General features: G+C 63.5%; 15 protein-coding genes. 7 read left to right on the forward strand and 8 right to left on the reverse strand.

All coding sequences use genetic code 11. The features are described 5' to 3' along the window. Window positions 1-13 precede the first annotated feature (13 nt). Window positions 14-1,201 (reverse strand): NAD(P)/FAD-dependent oxidoreductase, encoded by a 1,188-nt coding sequence (locus AC6EKW_RS07370; RefSeq protein ID WP_498514057.1) that lies wholly within the window; start codon window positions 1,199-1,201, stop codon window positions 14-16. A 212-nt stretch (window positions 1,202-1,413) separates the two neighbouring features. Between AC6EKW_RS07370 and AC6EKW_RS07375 the strand changes: the two genes are divergently transcribed. Continuing rightward, the gene (locus AC6EKW_RS07375; RefSeq protein ID WP_273888044.1) at window positions 1,414-1,635 is read left to right on the forward strand and encodes a hypothetical protein; all 222 of its coding nucleotides are present in this window, start codon (window positions 1,414-1,416) and stop codon (window positions 1,633-1,635) included. Between the two features lie 6 nt (window positions 1,636-1,641). Here the strand turns inward: AC6EKW_RS07375 and AC6EKW_RS07380 are convergent, their stop codons facing one another. The 6 genes from AC6EKW_RS07380 to AC6EKW_RS07405 are packed head-to-tail and all read right to left on the reverse strand — an operon-like array spanning window position 1,642 to window position 7,253. Further along, window positions 1,642-2,646 (reverse strand): sulfotransferase family protein, encoded by a 1,005-nt coding sequence (locus AC6EKW_RS07380; RefSeq protein WP_498514058.1) that lies wholly within the window; start codon window positions 2,644-2,646, stop codon window positions 1,642-1,644. Between the two features lie 29 nt (window positions 2,647-2,675). Then, window positions 2,676-3,683, reverse strand: coding sequence for a glycosyltransferase (locus tag AC6EKW_RS07385; protein ID WP_273888042.1), 1,008 nt, complete (start codon window positions 3,681-3,683; stop codon window positions 2,676-2,678). Window position 3,684: 1 nt separating this feature from the next. Further along, window positions 3,685-4,824: a glycosyltransferase gene (locus AC6EKW_RS07390; RefSeq protein ID WP_498514059.1), complete on the reverse strand. Its 1,140-nt coding sequence runs from the start codon at window positions 4,822-4,824 to the stop codon at window positions 3,685-3,687. 11 nt (window positions 4,825-4,835) lie between these two features. After that, on the reverse strand, window positions 4,836-6,023 hold the full coding sequence (locus tag AC6EKW_RS07395) for a class I SAM-dependent methyltransferase (protein ID WP_498514060.1): 1,188 nt from the start codon (window positions 6,021-6,023) through the stop codon (window positions 4,836-4,838). Next, window positions 6,020-6,457 carry a hypothetical protein gene (locus AC6EKW_RS07400; RefSeq protein WP_498514061.1) on the reverse strand — a complete coding sequence of 146 codons (438 nt, stop codon included), beginning with the start codon at window positions 6,455-6,457 and terminating at the stop codon, window positions 6,020-6,022. The genes AC6EKW_RS07395 and AC6EKW_RS07400 overlap by 4 nt, the downstream gene beginning before the upstream one ends. Then, window positions 6,444-7,253 carry a sulfotransferase gene (locus AC6EKW_RS07405; protein ID WP_498514062.1) on the reverse strand — a complete coding sequence of 270 codons (810 nt, stop codon included), beginning with the start codon at window positions 7,251-7,253 and terminating at the stop codon, window positions 6,444-6,446. The genes AC6EKW_RS07400 and AC6EKW_RS07405 overlap by 14 nt, the downstream gene beginning before the upstream one ends. Before the next feature lie 74 nt (window positions 7,254-7,327). On the opposite strand from AC6EKW_RS07405, the gene AC6EKW_RS07410 reads away from it, so the two are divergent. Then, complete coding sequence (locus AC6EKW_RS07410) at window positions 7,328-7,696, forward strand: hypothetical protein (protein ID WP_498514063.1); 369 nt, start codon at window positions 7,328-7,330, stop codon at window positions 7,694-7,696. 421 nt (window positions 7,697-8,117) lie between these two features. Here AC6EKW_RS07410 and AC6EKW_RS07415 read toward each other — a convergent pair whose 3' ends face one another. Next, window positions 8,118-8,387 (reverse strand): transposase, encoded by a 270-nt coding sequence (locus tag AC6EKW_RS07415; RefSeq protein ID WP_498514128.1) that lies wholly within the window; start codon window positions 8,385-8,387, stop codon window positions 8,118-8,120. A 301-nt stretch (window positions 8,388-8,688) separates the two neighbouring features. On the opposite strand from AC6EKW_RS07415, the gene AC6EKW_RS07420 reads away from it, so the two are divergent. The 5 genes from AC6EKW_RS07420 (at window position 8,689) to AC6EKW_RS07440 (ending at window position 14,954) form a co-directional block, all read left to right on the forward strand. After that, on the forward strand, window positions 8,689-9,609 hold the full coding sequence (locus tag AC6EKW_RS07420; RefSeq protein WP_498514064.1) for a hypothetical protein: 921 nt from the start codon (window positions 8,689-8,691) through the stop codon (window positions 9,607-9,609). 31 nt (window positions 9,610-9,640) lie between these two features. Then, window positions 9,641-10,516: a glycosyltransferase family 2 protein gene (locus tag AC6EKW_RS07425; RefSeq protein WP_498514065.1), complete on the forward strand. Its 876-nt coding sequence runs from the start codon at window positions 9,641-9,643 to the stop codon at window positions 10,514-10,516. A 16-nt stretch (window positions 10,517-10,532) separates the two neighbouring features. Continuing rightward, window positions 10,533-11,582 carry a class I SAM-dependent methyltransferase gene (locus tag AC6EKW_RS07430; RefSeq protein WP_498514066.1) on the forward strand — a complete coding sequence of 350 codons (1,050 nt, stop codon included), beginning with the start codon at window positions 10,533-10,535 and terminating at the stop codon, window positions 11,580-11,582. A gap of 512 nt (window positions 11,583-12,094) precedes the next feature. Beyond that, complete coding sequence (trkA, locus tag AC6EKW_RS07435; RefSeq protein ID WP_273888031.1) at window positions 12,095-13,429, forward strand: Trk system potassium transporter TrkA; 1,335 nt, start codon at window positions 12,095-12,097, stop codon at window positions 13,427-13,429. 58 nt (window positions 13,430-13,487) lie between these two features. Next, entirely contained in the window at window positions 13,488-14,954 is a 1,467-nt protein-coding gene (locus tag AC6EKW_RS07440) for a TrkH family potassium uptake protein (RefSeq protein WP_273888029.1), read from the forward strand. Window positions 14,955-14,958 lie beyond the last annotated feature (4 nt).

The following is a 14,958-nucleotide window of genomic DNA, read 5'->3' on the forward strand; positions in this document are numbered from 1 at the left end:
AGGTCGCTCAAGATCACCCCTCCGGCAGCCGCCCCCTGAGGTCATCCGCGGAGAAGGGCCCCTTCTCGGCGATGAGGGCACGGGCGTTCTCGACATGATCCCAGACGTTCCAGAGCAGCACCCCCCGCACCCGTCCGTCACGCAGGTAGTAGACGACCCCCTCGCGGCCGGGTTCCTTCCAGTCGGAGACGGTCTCGAGGGTGGAGTCGAGCTCGCCGACGGCCTCGTAGCCCAGCTCGAAGAGGTCCGAGTAGAAGAAGGGCAGGTGGTGGTAGGGCTCTCCGGCCCCGGCCATGTTCCAGCCGGCCTGCTGGCCCATCGTGTTGGCGTTGTCCTCGTGCTCGACCCGCAGCCGGCTCCCGAGCGCGGGGTTGTAGAAGCGGGCGACGTCACCCGCCGCGTAGACGTCGGGCGCGCCGGTGAGCAGGTGCTCGTCGACGACGATGCCGTCGTCCACCTCGAGCCCGGCCGCCTCGGCCAGGGAGGTCTCGGGGCGTATCCCGAGCCCGGCGACGACGCCGTCGGCCTCGATCTCCCTGCCGTCCGAGGTACGCACCACCTTCCTGCCGCCGCGATCTCCGATGCCCTCGACCGTCTGCCCGGCGAGCACCTCGACGCCCTTCTCCCGGTAGTAGTCGTTGAGGAAGCCGGAGAGCTCGGACGGGAAGGTGCGTGCCCCGATCCCGTCCTCCGGGAAGACCATCGTCACCCGACGGTCGTTCATCGCGAGCGCCGCCGCGATCTCCGAGCCGATGAACCCCCCGCCTATGACCACGAAGCGCTCTCCCCGCTCCGCCAGGTCGCGCAGCCTCTCGTAGTCCGCGAAGGTGCGGAAGTAGATCACGCCCTCGTCCCCGCCGGAGGGCAGCCGGCGCGGCGTCCCTCCCGTCGCCAGAAGCAGCTTCCCGAAGGTGTGCTCCTGACCCCGCTCGTCGGTGACGCGCCGGCCCTGCAGATCCAGCGCCCGCGCCCGCACCCCGAGGTGCAGCTCTACCCCCCCGATATCCTGCGTGTCACGCCAGATGCCATCGACCGGGTCACCCTGCCAGAGTCCCTTCGAGAGCGGGGGCCTGTCGTAGGGGGGTACGTCCTCCCCGCAGAATATCCCTATGGTGCCCCCCTCGTCCAGCTGCCGGATGCCGCGTACGGCCGCGTCGGCGGTCATCCCGCCCCCTATCACCAGGTAATCGTAGTGCGCCACCTTCTCGACGACCTCCTCTCGCCACGTTCGCCGGCCTCCTCCCGAAGAAGGCCCCGCCATCCGAAATGGTATCGCAGTCCGCTGGGGAAACCCATCCACATGAACTGCTAGAATCCCCGGCGGCCGCGCCGCCGCGCAACCTCGCGGTGGAGTGCGCCGTACCCGTTCAGGCATGGTATACGACCAGAGTACATGGAGGTGAGCGACCGCCCTTGCGAAACCACCGTTACGCAGTTGCGATAGCCGCAGTCGGGGTCCTGCTGCTGGCGGCCTACGTCTCGGCTACCATGCTGGATTCCGGCGAGCCCCCCCTGCCCTTCTCCCCCAACACGCTCTGGAGCCCTGGAGGAGCCGGGCTACTCGTGCAGGCCGGCGCCGTCCTCTTCGGCTCCCTCATCCTCGCGCTCGTGGCCCTGACGGACGACGAGAGGTGACGGCGCTCACCCGTGCCTCTGGCGGGAGACGCCGGAGAGGGGACCGCTCTGAAAGGCGTTCTTCCCCGGCCACTCCTCCCACAACACGGACTCGTACAGCGGGTAGGTGATCGTCTCCCCTTCGGGGGGACTCTCTATGAGCCTCTCGGCGCAGTAGCGCCAGAAGGAGGCGTACCCGCCGAAGCGTTCGTCGAGACGTTCGATCAGGTCGCGGTAGGTCTTCGCCAGGTGCACCGCCATGCGGGTGGGCATAGCTTCGGAGGAGCGGGTGTGGATCTTCTCCTTCCTGACCCCGTAGCCGGCGTCGGGGTCCACCCCCAGGAAGGCGTACACCTCCCGCATCAGGCGCTCGGGATGGAAGTGGACGTCTTCGAGGAAGCCGACGAAAGTCCGCTCCGGCGGGTAGTACTCCCCCCAGTTCTCGAGCACACCCAGGTAATCCGTCTGCAGCCGGGAGTCCCTGCGCCGGAACTCGGCGAGCACATCCTCGTCTCTTCCCGGCTCCGTCCGGCCTCGCTCTCCCTTGTCGAAGCTCATCATCGCGTGCGACCAGGCCCGCTCTATGGGGTTGCGCATCATGTAGATGATCCTCGCTTCCGGCATCAGCCGGTGGACGCGCGAGATCATGTACGGCCTGAGGATCGCGTACCCCGGCGTGATATCCCCGGTGATCTTCTTCCGCCCCGGCTCGAAGAGCGAGGCGTACCACCCGTCGCTGGGGGGCCTGAAGTAGTAGTTGATGTCCCAGAGAACGTTCTGCAGCCTGAAGTTTCTCCGGTGTCTCCGGGCCCGCGCCCGCACCTGTCCGCGCCACCTGACGTCCTCCGGACGATCCCCGAAAACCTTCTGCATCAGGAAAGGTATCACGTGCCGCGGATCACCCATCCTTACGTCGAAGTAGTGGAGTTCCTTGAGTGGGGGCAGCCAGACCTGCGGGTGCGCCCGCAGGTTGCGGTCCAGCCACGTCGTGCCCGCCTTCTGCGCTCCTATGCATAGAAAATCCGGAAACAACCCTGCCGCCTTCCCCCTTCGTGTAGATCTTACCCGGCTCGCTTCAGCCTCTCCTCCAGATGCTCCATGAAACGCGCAAACCCCTCCCGCTCCTGCTTCAGGGTGTGCCTCGCCGCCGTGGCGTACCCATTCTGCCGCAACCGCTCCATCTCCTCCAGCCTCATGCGGCGCAGGGCTTCGAGCGCCCGCACGTAGCTCTTCTCGTCGTCGAGGGCGACCTCGAGGCAGTTCTCGCCGAAGCGGCAGTAGGCCATGTTCCCTCCGGCGTCGGGCGTGAGCAGTATCGCGCCCGCGGCCATCGCCTCGAGCCCCGGCATGTAGAACCCCTCCTCGGCGAGCGGGGTCGCCAGGAACACGTCCGCCCAGTGGTAGAGGGCCCTGAGCTCGTCCCAGCCGACCGGGTCGCGGACGGCCCGGAACTCGAAGCCGCGCCCGTCCAGGATCCCCGCCACCCTGTCCCCGACGTCGGACTTCCATGTCGTATATCCGACCCGCACCGGGGAACCCAGCCCCCCGGAGCGCTCCCGGTGGAAGAACCCGACGTCGTGCCCCAGCGGGATCACCTCGTTGAGCGATGAGGTGTTCAGGTATGGCTTTACCGCCTCCAGCACCACCTCGTTGGTCATGATGCGGGCCATCGGGCGGGTGAGGAGCCTCAGGGCGTATCCCCCCGTGAACTTAGGATTGGCCCAGCGGACGTTCTGCACGATGCAGATCACCTGCTCGTGCAGCGTCCAGCGGCTCATCCTCCGCTCGACGATCTCGTAATGCTCCGGCCAGGAGACGAACGCCAGCTCGAAGGGCCCGACGGCCGCCTTCTCCAGGTCGGTGAACCTGATGCCGTTCTCCGGCGAGATGCCGGAGAACCGCTCGTTGCGGAAGAGGGGCATCGTGGGCTTGTAGGTCTCCGGGCAGCAGATGACCGGCTCGTAGCCCAAAGAGAGCGCGTGGTTTACGTAGTCGAAGATCTTCACCACCCCACCCACCGGGGTGAAGGTGGGGGTGAGAAAGTAGATCCTGCGCCACCTTCGTGCCACGCTAGATCCCCTCCAGGATGCGCGCCAGCGGCTCCACCGCGACCTCCGGATCGACCAGCTCCCGCGCGAGCGTGCGGGCGTTCTTCTTCTTGCGGTAGACCTCCTCCGGGTTCGCGATGATCTCATCGAAGACCCTCCCGACCTCCCGCGGTCTCGCCGGGTCGACGAGCCATCCGGCGTCGTAGCGTGAGATCATGCGTGAGACCTCCGTGAAGGGTGGATGAACGACCGGCACCCCGCACGCGAGCGCCACCACCGAGCGGGTCACCATCGCGTACTCCCGCTCCAGGTTGTGCTCGAAGAGGTCGACCGCGACGTCTACCCCGGTGAGGAACCTCCTGAAGTCCGAGAAGCGCATCTGTCCGTGCACCGTGACCGAAGGATGGGCGGCGATGCGGTCCAGGTCCCCCTTGGAGGCGTGCGTGCGCTCGACGTTCCCGCCCCAGTGCCAGGGGGTGAGGAGATCGAGGCTCACCCCCGGACGGGCGAGCCGTCCCTCCAGCTCCCCGACCCACGCCCCGAGCGTGCCCCACTGCTGCAGGTAGCCCGCGATCGCGAACCGCACCCCCTCGCGCATCTCCGGCTCCCCACCCCCGAAGGCGAGCGGGACGCACATGTTCACCACCTCGAACGGCAGGTGCCTTACGTCGCGCCCGGCCTGCAGGAGCCAGGCCAGGAAGTAGGGCACCTTCTTCTCGCCGTTGACGATGAAGGCGTCGGCGAGCCGGATCGCGCGCAGCTTGCGCTCCCGAAGGAGTTCGAGCTCCTCGGCCGGGTACTCCTCGCCCCGCTGGTAGAGCGTCTCGAGCATCTTGGGGGCGAAGAAATCCAGCACGTAGCGCACGCCTTCGACGGGGCGCAGGTGGTCGGCCTGGTTCGAGTTGATCATGATCGCAACCGCCGGGGAGTTGGCCTCCAGGAACCCCGCGAGCCTCCGGGCGGCCACCACCACGGTATCCGGCGCGGTGGGATGCGGGACGGCGCTCCCGAACCTGAACCACTGCCGCTCGGCGAACCCCCGCGTCAGTACGGTCTTCACCTCGAAGCCGTGCGCCCGCAGCCCCTCGGCGAGCCCGAACGCCCTCAACCCCGGGGCTGCGACCGGCATCTCCTGGGCCGGCACGATGTCGTTCGAGATCACGAAGACCCTCCTCACCATCGCCGCGGCACCCCCAGCCTGGAGACGACCATGAGCCCGCCCCGGTGGAAGTCGTCGTGCGGGTACTTCACGGACTCGAAGTGCTCCAGCGTCGCCTCCCCCCCGCTCACCCCGACGAGGAGCTCGACGAACGCGGAGACGGACATCGGGTAGACGGTCTCGTCATCCGAGCGCCTCACCCCGACGAAGTCCTCCAGAAAGGCGAGCCTCCCCCCCGGGCGCACCACCCGCCACATCTCCGAGAGCAGCCTCCGTTTGATCTCCGTGGGGTTGTGGTGCAGCACGGTGACGGTGAACGCCAGGTCGAAGCTCTCGTCCTCGAAGGGGAATTCGAGATCGTCTCCCAGCACCTCGAAGCGCGCCCACGGGAAGTTCTCCCCGGCCGCCCCGACCATCGCCTCGCTTACGTCCAGCCCCGTATAGCGGGCCCCGAGCCGCCCCAGGCTCGCCGCCCACCGCCCGACCCCGCAGCCGACCTCGAGCACCTCCAGCGGCAGATCCTCCGCCCGCGCGGAGCGGACCGCCGCGAGCTGCGGCTCGAGGGCGGCGGCCTGCACCCCGTGGATGGCCTTGTTGAAGGCCCGGCCGTGCGCGGCGCTGCAGATGGCCCGGTGGGGAACCTCCCGCGCGAACCTCTCCCCCCGACTGCGCCAGTACTCCCGCGCCTCGTAAGACCCTCTGCCGGAAGGAAGCTCCGCCCCCTCCTCGGACAGCAGCATCCCGCACACCTCCCGGGCAACACCCGCCGGGTCTTCGCTCTCCGGCCGTATCCGCTGGCAGGCCGCCCACCCGTAGCGCACGCCGAGGGCTTCCCAGAGCGCATCGTCGGCGGTTACGACGAGGTCGAAGAACCCGAGCCGCTCGAAGAGCGGTTTTTCCAGCACGCTCACGAGGAACTCCTCGTCGTGCTCCTGAGGCAGCACCGCGGCCACTGGCACGTCCCACCGTCCGCGGGGCATCGCCTCGTAGGGGAAGGAGAGGAGGTCGAGGAGGACCAGGGCTCCGGCGCGGCGCAAAACCCCCGAGAGGCGGTGCGGGAGCACGTCCCACTCCCCCATCACCTCGCAACCCTCGGGGAGCCCGGCCCCTTCCACCCGGTCCCGGTAGCGCCCGGCGTAGACCGCCACCGGCCGCCCGAGCGCCGCACCCCGCTTCCCGGCCTCCTGCACCGGACCGCTCACAGGTAGCGCTCTTCCAGGGTGCGGAAGTTCCTGTTGCGGCGCAGGGCGGGAGCGAGGGGGCTCGAGGCCATCCTCCGCAGCAGCAGCTTCAGGTCCCGCTCGGCACCCTCCAGGTAGGCGACCCGCCGGGGCGAGGATTCCTCCGGGTGAGGGGATCTGAGATAACGATCTTCCAGCGTCCTGAAGTTGCCGTTGAGCCTGAGTGCCGGAGCGAGAGGGCTCGAGGCCATCCTCCGCAGCAGCAGCCTGAGGTCGGTCTCCGCGGCCTCGAGCTGCGAGAGGCGGCTGAGCGAGACGGAGGATGGGGTGCCCGCCGTCCCCCCTCCACCGCTGTTCAGCCTCGCCTTCAGGTAGCGGACTTCGAAGGCGAGAAGCTCGTTCTCCATCCGGAGCCTGTCCAGCTCGGTCGGGGTATAGAACTCATCTTCGGGCATCTCTCATCTCCCCAAGAAGCATCGCTTCCGTCCTCCTGCTCAGGGCCTCCAGCTCCCGCCAGACTGCACGTACCCGCCCGATGAGCCCGCGGTCGGAGACCGGCTGCCTGCCGGAGCGGCTGGTCGTGGCACCCGTGTCGAAGACCTCGCCGACGGGCACGTCCGAGAGCCCGAGGCCCCAGCGCCGCTCCAGCGCCCGGATCAGGGGAAAGCCGTCCTGCAGCATCCGCATCGAGACGACCATCGTGTCCTGCGGGTGGGTGCGGGCGAACGCGAGCAGCGCCTCGTTGCCCGCGAGCCACATCCTGAGCGCGAGGTCCGGCTCACTCCAGAACCTGCGGTGCAACTCCGCGGGTCCCTCGCCGTCGAAGAGGTTCTGCGCGTGGCGCCGGGCGAGCGAGTAGGTCGAGTCGGCGAAGTGCCGGTAGACGACGAGCACCTTCGCGTCGGGCAGGACGTACTTCCAGAGCCCGAGGAAGTGGCAGACCCGCGGGTCCTTGAAACCCCACAGCCGGTGCTCCGCGTTGCGGCGCTCGGCGATCTCGCGCAGCCACCGCCAGCGGGCCTCTCCGACCACCGGGAGCAGCGGCCCGGCGACCTGCCAGGTGAGATCGTTGTCGCCGAGGATCTGCTGGTGCAGATCGACGACCTCCCGGTCCTCGAAGTGGCCGTAAGGGTTCGAAGGGTTGGCTTCGAGCATCTCGTAGCCCAGGAAGAGACCCGCCCGGTGCAGAAGCTGCGCCGTCAGCGAAGTCCCGCTGCGATGGAAGCCCGCGATGATCAGTTGTTTACTCAACGGCCCTTTTCTTTTCGATTTCCACCACTACGTACCCTAACAAAATCGTGGCGTTTTGATAATGTCCCTCCATCATGTACGAGCAGAATGTGGTGCTGGTCAGGCCGCCACGTAGCGGGGCGACGCTCTGCCGCCAGCTTCTGAACCGGTTGCCCGGCGTGCTCGTCCCGCACGAGCCTATATGTCCGGCACGTTTTCTATCTGAGGACGAGGGACCCACCCTCGCGGCCCGTCGTCTGGAACACCTCTTCAAACAACTCTTCAAAAGATCACACCGGACGGTCGACGAACACGGCGTCGTCTTCACCAAGCAACGCGCCGGGGCGATTCCGTCCGATCCCTACGAGCGCAGTATCCGGGAGGGAGGCGTCAGGCGACAGCTCTCTGGGGAAGAGTGGTCCGAGATCCCGGTGGACCGTGAAAGGCTCGGTGAAGAATATTGACACCGAGAGCGTCGTTGCGGCCATAAGTGAGCAGATAAGGCGGCTGCCCAGGACCATGATCGACACCCTCACCTCTGGGATAGGGGCCCAGAGATAGCCGCACACAAGAAGTGCCCCCTAGCCACCGACGTCTCTGTGTCTACTTCTTCGACCCAGGAACCCCTGGCAGCGTGGCACGAGCGAAAACACCAACGACTCCTCAGGCAGTACCTGCCAAGGAGGACCGACCTCTCCGTGCACGACCAAGCCGATCTCGACCAAATCGGGCTCAAGCTCAACACCCGTCCGCGAGAGACTTTAGGCTACGACACGCCGGCTGCTACACCGGCCAGGGCCGTTGCGCTCACCGATTGAACCCACCGCGGCTTTTTCAGTATCTCCCGCTCCTGACGTAGAACTCTACCCCCTTTACGGAGCTTCCTTAGCTCCTCGCGCTCCTCGGTAGTGAGCCTTGACGTTTTCCCTGATCTATCTCCGAGTGCTTAACCCAGGTTCTAAGGGCGTTATCCGAAACACCAAGCTCGCGGGCAATCTGGGAGGCGGGTTTGTCTGGAGTAGAACGGACAAGGCGAACGGCCTCTGCTTTGAACTCTGGTGTATAGGGGGTGTTGCTTCCGGCACCTTTGGGACTCCCTTCTCTGACGTTCACATCTGAAACTCTGATGTGTCCGCCTTCCGGGGTCAAGCCCACCAATGTAGTTGCGGTGCAACCTGCACAACTCCGCCAGCTTCTCCTGGGCCAAACCCCTACCCAAGCGAAGCTGCCGCACCAACACCCCGAACCTTCTGGTTAACCTCCCCGGCCATAGACACTGAAGGTAGGGAGGATCATAATCATAGTCTATGTCTATACACTATTGATGTGAAGTTGGAGCGCAATAGGAAGCTGAGGTTAGCCAAGGGTTATGGCACTTAAGTTACAAAAACTTGGTCACATCTATAGGCCCCCTAAAGCTGGGGGGTTCGGACTGTAGGTGCTGCGTTATCGGATCATGCAGGAAGAGAACCTTAAGATCGTCTATCCCAGCAGAGGCAGTTCTTTTCACTTCCGCCTCGCCACAAAGCTGCACGAAACGTTAGAAAACTCGGGCAAATCGGTGGACCTTATGGATTCTGCCCGGGTACGCGATGTCTATGAAAAAAGCTTAGCGGAGAGCACCTTGCTGATCGTCAATCCCTGGGAGTGCGCATACGAGATCGGCGACCGTAAGAGACTCTTCAAGCGAATGAGGGAGGCCAAAAGAAGAATCGCGGTACTGGCGGAGGCAGTGGAAATCGAGTGGTTCAAAAGGCAGTTTCGGCTTCCCCTCTCTTATGATGCTGTAATCGACATCGGCTTCGTCTCCCAACAAGAAAAACTTAAAAGCGACTTTGACGTTCCGTACTTCTTTCTCTACAACGCCCCTACACTGGAAGAAAAGCAAGCCCTTGAACGTGGGATAAACGACGAAAGGCCGATCCCATGGGCCTTTGTAGGACATTTCAGACAGGAGCGTGCCAGGTTGGCCGCGAAGCTTATTCAAGGGCTCAACCCGCGAGGGGTCGTGTTTTTGCCAAAGGGCGGAGTTGTCAAGGAGGGGCAGGGAACCATCGGTCCCTTGGGCCTCTCGGCGTTGCTCTCCAAAACAAAATTTTACGTTTGGAGTTCACATCACGAGTTTCCATACTACGAGTCTTTACGCTTCATCGAAGCCCTCACAGTTGGGTGTGTACCGTGTAAGGTAGACGCTGCAACTGCTCACCTCTGGCGCGGTGCAGGCATACCGGGTGTCTTTACGTCGGTTGAGGAGTTAGGAGAGGCAATAAAAAACAAAGGGTTCGGGGTGCTGCTAGAGGAGGCCAGGGAATACTATTTGTCCAAAGGCTTGCTGAGGGACCATTTGACCGAGCTCTTTGATAGTTTGGGCTTATAAACATCACAAGGAGCCTTCCGGAGGGATAAACGTGCCGGCGCAGCCAGCAGATAATAGGCTTTATGTCAGTTTGGGCCGCATAGAGTCCAGCACCGTAGATGAAAAGCTACTAAATATACCTTCTCGAAAGAAGGCAGAAGGGCTTACTATCTTTGTCCCGAACTACAACCACAGGGCCTTCTTACCCCGGTCGCTTGGTAGTGCGCTGGACGGACTGTGGGTCTTAGGACAAGAAGGATTCGACGCAGAGATTCTTGTCGTGGACGATGCTTCTCGCGATGGCTCGCAGAAATTCTTGAGGAGTATCCAGGCCCTCTATAATGATGCGCGCATCAAGGTTATGTGTTTGGAGGAAAACTACGGACAGGCGAGACTGTGGAATATAGCACTAAAAATGTCGAGATATCGACACGTTTTGAGGATGGATGCCGACAACGAGCTTATTCCGGAGAATTTGCCGCTTTTCATGCGCGCGGCAGAGGAAACCAGCGCAGCGATGGTCTACGGCACCTTGTTACAGGTCAAGGACGGCGACGCGGTCGACGTGCTCTCGAACATGCCACCGACTTGGCGTTTGTTGGGAGGCAACTACATCGACGCATTTTCTATCGTGGACGCGCTACGAGTGCTGGAGTTGGGAGGCATCAAACGGATACATCCCTACGCGCCCGAGGACTGGGAATTGGTGCTGCACCTGGTCACCGAAGAGGAGGAAGTGGTGTTTGTGCCCGCCGTACTCGGCTATTACCACAGGCACCAGTTGTCGGCTAGCCAGGATCTCCAGATACATAGAAGCGGCGTAGAGGCTTTGCGCCGTTCCTACGGGCAGAGCGGGATGCGAACTTGGGATTCCGAAAAATTAGGCCGTATCTACCACCCCGACATCGGTTACCTTGATGAATGGTGAGGAGGCGTTAGGAATCATGGCACTTCCTGAAAGCATCTGGGGACAGCAGTCCGCCAGCCGCTACCTTGCTCCAGTTGAAGAATACAAGCGGACGGTTCTAGAGGCTTTCCCGCAGCTATCGAAGGAGCCGCTTGATAACTGTTCAATCTTCGCCGTAGATGCAATATTCCTGGGCTACTTTCTCGAAACCCTTCCTCGTAAAGTTTCGGTGGTTGAGATCGGCAGCTTCGTTGGGACCTCTGCTTTCTGCTTCGCTTCCCATCCGAATGTTGCAGAGGTGACGTGCATCGACCCAAACTTGCCGATAGCGGACGAGCTTACCGCCAACTCAGATACGTGGAAGGGGAGGGTGAACCTCGAGCCCCTAAAAGATTTAAAGCCTTTTGATGTGGCTTATAAAGCACTAGCTCGCTTTGAGAAGCAGAGAGAGAAGATTAACTTCCTCGAAGGTGTCGCGGGTACTACGCAGGTTGGAGCGAAGCTGGGGACTATGGCGAAGACAAAAAAGGTTGAGATCCCTGCTCCCTCCGATGGTGTAATTTCCTTGGTTTATGTAGACGGGCTGCACACTAGAGAGGGAGTACGTGCAGATTTAGAAGCGGTATTCGGCAGAAATCCCGAGGCCCTGGCTATCCTGGACGACTGTCGTCATGCCTGGGGGCCTTTCGTCCAAGCAGGGATCGTTGACTTCATGGAGAGTGTGGAGAGGAAATACCTTTTTCGTCTCGTTGCCGATTTGAACTCGTCCTTGGGAACGAGCAACCTTGGGGTGCTCTACCCGGAGTCTTTAGCCCAAGAAGTAGAGAAAGCCCTCACTGCGGTCACGCGTATGTTCGGAAGGCGCTTAGATCTTCTGCGCTTATTGAGAAGGGAAGAAGAGCTGGTTGAAGCTGTAAACAGAGCCAGGCAGGAGACGATACAGGCTCGCGAAGACATCAAACGCCTCCGGGAAAAGATCTCTCGACTACAGCAAAAGACCTCCCAACTACAGCACAAACTAGCTCATTACCAGAACAGCCGCCGCTATAAGGTGGCGGACGCTGCTGCAAAATTGCTAGGACGCTAAACAAGCTGATGTAGGAATTGTAGCCCCCTTGAATCAAGGGGGCGTTCTTTAAATCTGCTCAACGGCTAACGATAGCTTCGATTGAGCACGCAACCATAAAACAATTTCTTTTCAACAACTTCCGCCACTTTCTGTATCTCCACATCACTCACCAGTAGCTTCGACGTTCGGCGAGTAAGTTGCGGATGCAGACGGCAGACTCCATTCGACCTCAGCCAGAACCACCCCGAGATAGTGCAGTTTATTGCATGCGGAACGTCGAGGATCCGCTCACCCGCCTGAATCCCCCTGAACCCGAGGGTGCCGCGACGCAAAGTCTGGCAAACTGGTGCGTAGCCTCGTGGACGCAGAAAGTCCCCTCTCGACCTATACCGTATAGCCGACATCTCCACGCAACCACTGCAAGAGTAGCGGGCACCGATGGCGTTCTCGGATCGTACACGAGAGAAAGACCAGAAGGCATATAGAATAACCCCTGGTGTCTCCTGGCTCGTAGAAAGGAAGAGCAGGCGGTGCGAACTGTGATCATCGGGGCTGGGGAGGTAGGGTTCAACACGGCCCGCATGCTCTCTCAGGAAGGGCACGACGTGGTCCTCGTCGAGCAGGACGGGGCTCTGGTGGAGCGTGCGTCGGAGCAACTGGACGCCCTCGTGATACACGGCAACGGGGCGAGCCCCAGGATGCTGGCCGAGGCCGGGATCGAGAAGGCGGACCTGCTGGTGGCCGCGAGTAGTTCGGACGAGGTGAACATCATCGCGTGCCTGGCGGCCAGATCTCTGGGGGTGCCACGCACCGTGGCCCGCATCCACAACCCGGACTATCATGACCCGCAGGAGCCGTTCGCCCAGAAGATGCTGGGCATAGACTTCATCATCCACACCGAGCAGGCGGCCACCGAGGAGATAAAGAAGGCCCTGCTCGTGCCGGGGGCGATCAACGTGGACACCTTCGCCGGAGAGGCCATAGAGGTGGCGGAAGTCATCCTGGAGGAGGGCTCCCCGGCGATCGGGCGTCCGCTGAAAGAGGTGAGGCTGCCGGAGGGCAGCCTCGTCGTCGGCGCGGTGCGGCGCGGGGAGGCGCTGGTCCCGCACGGCGAGACCGTGCTGGAGCGTCGGGATCACATCCTGCTCGTCAGCAGCCGGCAGCGGCTGGCGCAGGCGGTCAAGGCCGTGGCCACGGATACGGCACCGGTCCGGGAGGTGGTCATCTACGGGGGAGGCAGGATCGGCCTGCGGCTGGCTCTGGCTTTGGAGAAGGTCGGCATGTCGGTGAGGGTCATAGAGAGGGACGAGGCCCGGGCCCGGTACGTGGCCTCCCAACTCAGGAAGGGGTTCGTGCTGCACGACGAAGGCATCTCGAGGGACTTTCTGCTCCAGGAGCGCGTGGACCGCGCCGACGCTTTCGTGGCCGTCACCGGCGACGACCGGGCGAACCTGCTGGCCGCCATGTACGCCCGCCAGCTCGGGGCGCGCATGACCATCGCGGGGGTGAGCCGGGGCGAGTTCACGCCGCTCGCCGAGGCTCTGGGGGTAGACCTGACGATCTCGCCGAGGACGCTGGCGGCCGAGGCGATACTCCGGTTCGTACGCCGAGGAGAGGTGCTGAACGTGGCCCTCCTGGAGAGCGGTGCCGAGATGCTGGAGCTGCGCGTTCCCGAAGGCTGTCCGGTGGACGGGAGCATGCTCTCGGAGGTGGGTTTCCCGGAAGGGGCCATCGTCGGCGCGCTCTTGCGCGACGGGGAGATCATCATACCGACCGGCAAAGAGGAGATCCGGGCCGGCGACAAAGCGGTGATCTTCGCCCTCGGTAAAGCTGTGAGCGAAGTCGAGCGCCTCTTCGCCGCTTAGACATGCCGGGCGGGCGGTCGGAAGGGGGAGGCCGGATGGTGCGGGCGGAGCCTGAACGATGAACATCAGGCTCATCGTCCGTCTCAACGCGGGGGTGGTGCTGGCCATCGGGGTGGCACTGCTGGTTCCTCTGGGCATCTCCCTGCTCTACGGCGACGGCTCCTGGGAGAGCTTCCTGGTACCCGCAGCGGCGATGATCGCGGCGGGTGCCGCGGGCATCCGGTTCACCAGCCGGCCCGGCCGAGGGCGGGAGATCGTCTCCAACCGGGACATTTACTTCTCGGTGACCCTTGCCTGGGTGCTCGCTGCGATGCTCGGCGGCATCCCATACCTGATGCAGGGCACCTTCACAAACCCTCTCGACTCCACCTTCGAGGGTATGAGCGGGTTCACGACCACCGGAGCGACGCTGCTCTCGCACATCCAGGCCCAGACACCTTCAATCCTCTTCTGGCGCAGCATGACCCAGTGGCTCGGAGGTGTCGGGATCGTGGTCCTCTTCGTCGCCGTGGCCCCGGCCCTCGGGACGGAAGCCTCCCGGCTCCTCGGAGCAGAGGTCTCCGGGCTCACCGGCACCCGCCTGACACCTCGCATAGGAGACACCGCGCGGTCGCTCATCTTCATCTACCTGGCGATATCCGCCGCCTGCACGCTCGCGCTGCTGGGGGCCGGCATGCCGCTCTACGACGCCGTAGTGCACACCTTCGCGACCGTGGCGACGGGTGGGTTCAGCCCGAAGTCGGCTTCCATCGGCTTCTACCACTCCCTGCCCATAGAGGCGGTCCTGATCTTCTTCATGACGGCCTCGGGAATCTCTTTCTCCCTCTACTACGTCCTCTACACCCGGCGTCGCCCGGACGCGCTGCTCAGCCGGGAGGTTGTCGTCTACCTGGGCACGATGGCCGGCGCCACCATCCTCGTCTGGGGACTGCTGGTCTACGGCGGAACCTATGGTCCAGACTGGGGCCGGGCGCTCAGAGACTCGGCGTTCACGGTCTCCAGCATCATGACGACCACGGGCTTCGTGACGGCCGACTTCGACAAGTGGGGAGGGGCGGCGAAGTTCATCCTCGTCCTCCTGATGTTCGTCGGAGGCTGCGCGGGATCCACCGCCGGAGGCATAAAGGTCATAAGGATCATGATCGTGGTGCGCACCAACCTGCAGGAGATCTTCCACATGGTGCACCCCCGGGCGGTGACACCGCTCACCATAGGCGGCCGGACGATCCCAGAGAGGGTGCGCGTGGCGACGCTCGGGCTGTTCGCGGCCTGGATCTCCGTCTTCGCACTGGCGACCGTGCTTCTGGCCTTCCAACCCAACCTCTCGATGGTCTCCGCCGCCACCGCGGTGGCGGCCACCCTCAACGTGGTCGGACCGGGTCTGGGGCAGGTCGGGGCCGCGGAGAACTTCACGGCGGTGGATCCATTCGGCCGCGGAGTGCTCACGGTGTGCATGCTGTTCGGACGGCTGGAGCTGTTCACCGCTCTGGCCCTGATCTCACCTGCCTTCTGGAGGAAGGCCTGAGAGA

It is taken from the genome of Rubrobacter sp. M3-4 (assembly GCF_059772285.1).